4 protein-coding genes and 3 pseudogenes are annotated in these 5,523 nt (G+C 39.7%); 3 read left to right on the forward strand and 4 right to left on the reverse strand.

Annotated elements, in window-relative coordinates; translation table 11 throughout:
- Positions 1 to 33 precede the first annotated feature (33 nt).
- Both HMPREF2731_RS03045 and HMPREF2731_RS03050 read right to left on the reverse strand, forming a co-directional pair.
- On the reverse strand, positions 34 to 879 hold the full coding sequence (locus HMPREF2731_RS03045) for an aldo/keto reductase (RefSeq protein WP_070872289.1): 846 nt from the start codon (positions 877 to 879) through the stop codon (positions 34 to 36).
- Positions 880 to 1,008: 129 nt separating this feature from the next.
- Positions 1,009 to 1,529 (reverse strand): annotated as a pseudogene (locus HMPREF2731_RS03050) (type I restriction endonuclease); the annotation flags it as partial.
- A 203-nt stretch (positions 1,530 to 1,732) separates the two neighbouring features.
- Between HMPREF2731_RS03050 and HMPREF2731_RS15475 the strand changes: the two are divergent.
- Together HMPREF2731_RS15475 and HMPREF2731_RS15480 are read left to right on the forward strand one after the other, a co-directional pair.
- Positions 1,733 to 1,870, forward strand: a pseudogene (locus HMPREF2731_RS15475) (hypothetical protein); the annotation flags it as partial.
- 74 nt (positions 1,871 to 1,944) lie between these two features.
- A pseudogene (locus tag HMPREF2731_RS15480) lies at positions 1,945 to 2,163 on the forward strand (IS3 family transposase).
- Between the two features lie 55 nt (positions 2,164 to 2,218).
- Here the strand turns inward: HMPREF2731_RS15480 and HMPREF2731_RS03060 are convergent.
- Positions 2,219 to 3,460 (reverse strand): L-lactate MFS transporter, encoded by a 1,242-nt coding sequence (locus HMPREF2731_RS03060; protein WP_008264404.1) that lies wholly within the window; start codon positions 3,458 to 3,460, stop codon positions 2,219 to 2,221.
- A gap of 307 nt (positions 3,461 to 3,767) precedes the next feature.
- On the opposite strand from HMPREF2731_RS03060, the gene HMPREF2731_RS03065 reads away from it, so the two are divergent.
- Entirely contained in the window at positions 3,768 to 4,697 is a 930-nt protein-coding gene (locus HMPREF2731_RS03065) for an IS30 family transposase (protein ID WP_002330380.1), read from the forward strand.
- 261 nt (positions 4,698 to 4,958) lie between these two features.
- On the opposite strand, the gene HMPREF2731_RS03070 is transcribed toward HMPREF2731_RS03065, so the two are convergent.
- Complete coding sequence (locus HMPREF2731_RS03070; protein WP_002316746.1) at positions 4,959 to 5,462, reverse strand: type 1 glutamine amidotransferase domain-containing protein; 504 nt, start codon at positions 5,460 to 5,462, stop codon at positions 4,959 to 4,961.
- Positions 5,463 to 5,523 lie beyond the last annotated feature (61 nt).

The raw sequence follows: 5,523 nt of genomic DNA on the forward strand, positions 1-5,523 counted from the left end.
ATTCTTTATTTAAAACTTTGCAACAGAACCATATTATCGAATATCCAACGGTTGCTTACTCATCGGCTTTGGAAAGGCCTTGTCGATTTTTGCCAAATCATCCTCATTTAAGGTTAAAGAAGCGGCCTTTACGTTGTCAACTGCATGCTTAGGGTCGCCGGATTGTGGGATAGCCAAGGTACTGCCATCGCGAATTGCCCAAGCCAATAAAATTTGCCAAGGGGTTGCCTGGTGGGCCTCGGCGACTTCTTTAACGGCCGGATTATTAATTAGCTGACCGCGTTCGTCACCGGCAGCTACCGGGGTGTAGGCGATTAGCGGAATCCCCTGTTTTCGCTGCCATGGTAATAGACTGTATTCGATCCCTCGACTACCGAGGTTATAGAGATCTTCGTTTGCGGCAACCTGATCACCGCCTGGGAGGGCAAGCAGTTCTTTCATATCGGGGAGGTCAAAGTTGGAAACACCCCAATGTTTGATCTTACCTTGCTGTTGCAAGGACTGAAGCGTTTCGACGGTTTCACTTAACGGCACAGCACCACGCCAATGATATAGATATAAATCCACGTAATCGGTTCCCAGTAACTTTAAGCTGGTATCCAAGCTGTGGGACATTCTGTCGGCGGAAGCGCTTGAAGGCAGTACCTTATCAATCAGGAACAATTTTTCCCGGTCAATATTGGCAATGGCTTCACCAACCAGACTTTCACTACGGCCGTTACCGTACATTTCCGCGGTATCGATCACGGTTGCGCCGGCGTCAATACCAGCTTTAATGGCTTTGATTTCCTTTGCGCGGGTTGCAGTTGAATTGCCCATGTGCCAAGTACCAAGCCCGATTGCCGGCACCGTTTTGTCGCCAAGATGTAATTCTCTCATAAAAATGAAACCTCCTATTAGGAGAAGTCCGTTTTTCAGCATAAAATCACTTTGCCGAAAAACGTGTATGAAAATATCGTACCTGTTTTCATTATAGGAGTCTTGGCTTAGTTGCGCAAGTAGTTCCTACGCGTATTTTTCAATTTGATTAAAAGCCTGGTTAAGTTCGACCGTGGCTTTTAATCAAATTGAATTAAGGGTAACCCATTAATCAATAGGGTTACGTCAAAACGGCGATCAGGATTGACATCTTGAGTACCAGCTAACCGTGGTCGCACTGCTTGCCGTACCACTTCATAACTAGATTTACCGCCAGCAACGTCCGCTTTCCAAAATAACTTGAGCGTCACCGTGCCCAGCTTAGCATCATCACGTTCAACTTCCACTTTGCCAATGCCATTTTCGGCGGCTAGTAACTTAGCTGCTTCGTAAGGTGTCGGGACCTCAATCGCCCGTTTAACCTGATTAAATTCGGTATCAGTTAAAGGGTGTCCCTGCAATTTAGCATAGTTATTGTTATTTAATTTGTCACAAAAATTAGCCCATAATTGATTCGGCGTCGCACCATACAGGTCTTTTCGTTCCACCCATTGATTACTTCCAGTCGTTAAGGTTTTAACAACTTCTTTTTCAAATGACAGTTCCAACATAAAAACATTCCTTCTCCCACCTTTAAATTACTCACTAGTTTATTATACGCGAAACGATTGGCAAATAGGTTTCATAATTTGTTAATAGGGTAGATTGTAAAAGTGGCCGTAACGTTCTACATCAGCATTTTAATGAAACCGTACCTTTCAAAGTATTACATACCGATGTTACACAAGTATGCTTAGCCGATACTAAGTGGGCTTACGTTTCAGCTATTACTGACGAAGCAAGCAAGGAAGTTTTAGCATTTCAAGTAAGTAATAGTCCTAACAGTAAACTAATTATGGATACACTCGATGAACTCACAGAAAATATTCCGGAAGGAATAAAACCAATAATTCATTCAGATCAAGGTTGGCATTATCAATTGAATTACTATACCGATAAACTCTCTGAAAAAAATTTATACAAAGCATGTCTCGTAAGGGAAACTGTCTTGATAATGTGCCAGTTGAAAGCTTCTTTCATCTTCTTAAAACAGAATGTCTTAATGGATTTCCACAGTGTAAAGATATTGGAGAATTCAAGGAAATCACAAAGAATTACGTCGATTGATTTAACAATCGACGAATATCACAGAAAACAAAAGGCATGACTCCCTGCGAATACAGGGAACATGCCTTAGCAGTTTAAAAATATTCAATTTTGTCTTAGTTTTTAATAATTTAATGCGCTTTAAAGTAGTTTTTTATGATTTGCTTTTTATTAATTTGCTGGCTTTAATGAAATCTCGTTGTATCCAGAATGAGATTAGCAGTGCCAATAGATCAATCAAAATAAAGGCAGCTAATGTCAAAGTATAATTGTGGAACAGTTGATGTGTTAATGATAATAGTAATGGTCCAACAACTCCGGCAGCAGCCCATGCTGTCAGTACATATCCATGAATAGCTCCTAATTCTTTAGTACCAAAGACATCACCTAAGTAGGCTGGGATGACAGAAAAGCCTGCTCCATAACAAGACATCAACAAGCATAATGCAATAACAAATAGGAGCGGTAATTTGAAGATGAGCATGGCTGAAAGCATTACAATATCGAGAATAAAAATGGCACTAAAAGTAGCAGGGCGCCCGATATAATCAGACAAAGTTGCCCATATCAAACGTCCAAAGCCATTGAAAAGGCCTATGATTCCAACCATAATTGCGGCTGTTTGGACAGACATGCCGGTCATACTTTGAGCCATGGGGGATGCAGCTGAGACAAGGCCGATCCCGCATGTAATATTGATAAAGAACATTATCCAAAGAAAAGTGAAGGATCTAGTTTTGAGGGCTTGGTTAGCTGTTAGCTCCGGTCCTCGGGTTAGACGTGTTCCCTTTTTTTGAGAAATGCTATTTTCAGTAGTGCTTGATAGTGCCAGATTTGGACGAACAATAAACTGTGCAGCGAGCAGCATAATAACAAAATAAAATGTTCCTAAGAGATAGAATGTTTGTTCAAGACCAACACTAGCCATTAGCTGTTGAGCAACAGGACCAGTCAGCATTGCTGCAAAACCAAATCCCATAATAGCTAACCCCGTTGCTAAACCGCGTTTGTCTGGAAACCATTTAATAATTGTTGATACAGGGGTAACGTATCCTGCTCCCAGTCCTAAGCCGCCTATGACACCATATGAGAGATATAATAGCCAAATTGAATTTTGATGGATAGCCCAACCAGTCATAATGGTTCCAGTTCCGTAAAGAAAGCTAGCAATAGTTCCCGTTAGTCTAGGGCCTATTTTTTCAACGACTTTGCCCATAAAGGCGGCTGACATTCCCAAGAAGAAAATAGCGATACTAAATGCAAGAGCGACTGAGGATTCTGCCCAACCATTTTGTTTTGCAATTGGATTAGTAAAAACACTCCAAGCATAAACGGAACCAATCATTAAATGAAACATGACACCTGCAAACGCAACAACATAGCGATTTGTTTTCAACACCAATTCCTCCATTTTCGGTAGTATACGAACAATTTAAACGTTGTTCACAACCATTGTTGGCATATAATAATAATATCACATTTATTATCACGTTTAAACAATTAAATTTTAGTATAAGACGAATTTTAACGTTGGCTAATGAAAAGTACATTTAAGTTAGCTATAGTACTGGGAAAAAACAAATTACGGTTGCTGTTTTTGAACAAATAAAAAAGCACAGGGAACCTAAAGTGCTCCATAATTGTTAGACAAGAAATCTAACAGTTATGGAGCACTTTAAACCCATCTTTTAGGAGCTGATCTTTTGTCTAGTATAACCTATTCCGAACGAATTAAAATCGAAACCTTTTGTGAACTAGGGCTGTCCAATATCCAAATGGGCGTTCGGCTGAACCGATCACCGTCAACAATTTCTTATGAATTATCTCGATGTCAACCATATCAGGCTGAATTAGCACAAACAGATGCCGAATACAAGCGATCACGATGTGGTCGGAAAACTAAGCTGAGCGATGAGTTAAAGCAAAAAATTCTCAACCATTTACCTCTAAGCTGGTCACCAGGAATGATTGCTCACGAATTTAAACTAGCGACTAAATCAATTTATAATTGGTTAAATCAAGGGAAAATTGAGTTTTCTTTAAATGATTTGCCTGAACATGGCGTGCGCCAACGGCGTAACCTTGACCACCGTTCTAAATATAATCAATCATTAGGACGGTCAATTGAACAGCGACCCATCGTGGTTAATCGACGTAATCGCATCGGTGATTTTGAATTAGATACAATTGTTGGCCCCCGTGGGCATAGTAAGGCAGTTTTATTAACCTTAATCGATCGCAAATTACGTTTCCTTTGGGCCTACCGATTAAAAAACCGGACAGCAGTAACTGTTAATGAAGCCCTAAATAAGTTTCTAGCAACTTTTAATGGCCCGGTGCATAGTTTTACGGTGGACCGTGGCACTGAGTTTAGCGGTCTAGTATCACTTGAAGCACAATACGGTATTAAGACCTATTACTGCCATGCTTATACGCCATCTGAGCGCGGCAGTAATGAACGCTTTAATCGGAATTTACGCTATTTTTATCCTAAGGGGACTTATTTTGAGCACATTAGTGCTCAATATTTAACGACGATGTTACTCCAAATTAACCAGCGACCGCTTAAAATACTCGACTGGCAAACGCCGTATCAGGTTATGCTGACAAATTTGTCCAAAAATTCGGATTAAATTTGCAATCTACCTTATGAATAAAATAAAAGGCTAGTCACTAACCAAAAATTGGTCAGTAACTAGGCTTTTATTAATTAGTGTATTTTAGAAATATAAGTTCAGTTTAATTGCGCAATGAGGGTTTAAAAACGTCTATATAAAAATCCCCCGTGTTACTAACACGAGGAATAAGTTACTTTAACGGTAACAGTTTAAAAATTTATTTTAAAAGAGGTAAACTCATCAAGCTATAGGTTTGAATGCTTATCAATATCAACATTATAAAGCTGATAGGAAGGCATCATTAAATGCTGGGATATCCTTTGGTTCGCGACTGGTAATTAGATTACCATCGATCACAACAGCTTTGTCTTCAATGCGTGCACCGGCATAATACAAATCAGTTTGTACAGTTAAATATGCTGTCATTGTACGACCTTGCACTAACCCGGTTTGAATCATTAATTGTGGCCCGTGGCAAATACTTGCTGTTAACTTATTAGTTGCTAAAAAGAACTTAGTAAATTCGACAAACCGTTGGTCTGCACGTAATTGATCTGGTGAAAATCCTCCTGGGATGAACAATGCATCAAAGTCTTGAGGACTCACTTCATCAATGGATTTATCAATGTTAATCTGAGTACCATGCTTACCTTCAACAGTGCCTTTTTCAAAACTGATCGTTGTCACTTTGTGTCCTGCAGACTTAAGAGCCTCTACAGGTTCAGTATATTCAACGTCTTCGACTAGATTAGTCACCAAAACTGCAACTGATTTTGCCATAATCAAATTCCTCCTTGATTTATAGTATATAACCCGTGGTGCTAGTTAATTTTTTCCTAGA

Origin of the sequence: Enterococcus sp. HMSC072F02 (assembly GCF_001837725.1) — a bacterium.
Taxonomy (GTDB): domain Bacteria; phylum Bacillota; class Bacilli; order Lactobacillales; family Enterococcaceae; genus Enterococcus_B; species Enterococcus_B lactis.

Bases quoted from the DNA above. Each gene is read 5' to 3' on its own strand.
- HMPREF2731_RS03045 (WP_070872289.1), bottom strand. From the start codon at position 879: ATGAGAGAATTACATCTTGGCGACAAAACGGTGCCGGCAATCGGGCTT.
- HMPREF2731_RS03070 (WP_002316746.1), bottom strand. From the start codon at position 5,462: ATGGCAAAATCAGTTGCAGTTTTGGTGACTAATCTAGTCGAAGACGTT.